The sequence below is a fragment of the Nonomuraea monospora genome (assembly GCF_039531895.1).
GTDB lineage: Bacteria > Actinomycetota > Actinomycetes > Streptosporangiales > Streptosporangiaceae > Nonomuraea > Nonomuraea monospora.
In genome coordinates, this window is the sequence record NZ_BAAAQX010000105.1 from 1 (window position 1) to 1,009 (window position 1,009).

Genomic DNA, 1,009 nt, shown 5'->3' on the forward strand with positions numbered 1-1,009 from the left:
CTAGATGGATGAGTCCAAGGCATAGCTGCGGAGATAGGGCGAGGATGTCCATTCTCGGGTTGTGACGACCGAACTGGACACCCTCGCAACCGCACTCTACGTGAGGGTCGATGATCTGCTGAAGAGTGCGCCTGAGCTGGCCCCCTGGCGGCCGAAGGTCGGTATCGCACCCAGGCTGAGTGATGCCGAGCTGGTGACGCTGGCGGTGCTGTCGGCCCTGCTGGGCTATCACTGCGAGCGCCGCTGGCTGCGGTACGCGCACGCCGAGCTGCGCGGCATGTTCCCCTGTCTTCCTCAGCAATCGGGCTACGGCAAGCGGCTGCGCAAGTCGGTCGGCCTGGTCATGGCAGTGATTCGGGTGCTGGCCTGCGACAGTCCGCTGTGGAGTGACGATGTCTGGGTGGCCGACTCCACCCCGGTGGAGTGCGGCCGCTCGGTGGAGACCGCACGACGCAGCCGACTGGCAGGCTGGGCCGAGTACGGCTACTGCGCCTCCCACTCCCGCTACTTCTGGGGGCTGCGCCTGCACCTGGTGTGCACCCTGGGCGGGCTGCCGGTGCTGTTCGCGCTGGCCGGGGCCAAGGCCGATGAACGCGAGGTGCTGCTCGGCATGCTGCGCAGCGCTCCGCGTCTGATGGCCGAGCACCCCCGCCAGACGATCATCGCCGACCGGCAGTTCTACGGCCAGGCCTTCGAACGCGAGCTGGCCGACGGCGGGATGAGACTGCTGCGCCCGGCCCGCGCCGGCGAAACCGAACGAGCCGGAGCGCACCTGTTCAAGCCATTGCGCCAGACCATCGAATCGATCAACCAAACCTTCAAAGGCCAGCTCGACCTGGAACGACACGGAGGCCGCACGGTGGCGGGCGTCATTGTCCGGGTGTTCATCAAGATCCTGGCCCTGACCGCGGCCATCTGGCACAACGGCCAGACTCATCAACCCGTCAACCGATCGCTGACCGCCTATGACCACTGATTTCGCCGGGACCCCTTGGACTCATCCATCTAG

Annotated in this window: 1 protein-coding gene; it reads left to right on the forward strand. The window is 66.4% G+C overall.

The genetic code is table 11. The features are described from left to right. The first annotated feature begins 61 nt into the window (after window positions 1–61). Complete coding sequence (locus tag ABD331_RS60675; RefSeq protein WP_344496707.1) at window positions 62–976, forward strand: IS982 family transposase; 915 nt, start codon at window positions 62–64, stop codon at window positions 974–976. Window positions 977–1,009: the final 33 nt, after the last annotated feature.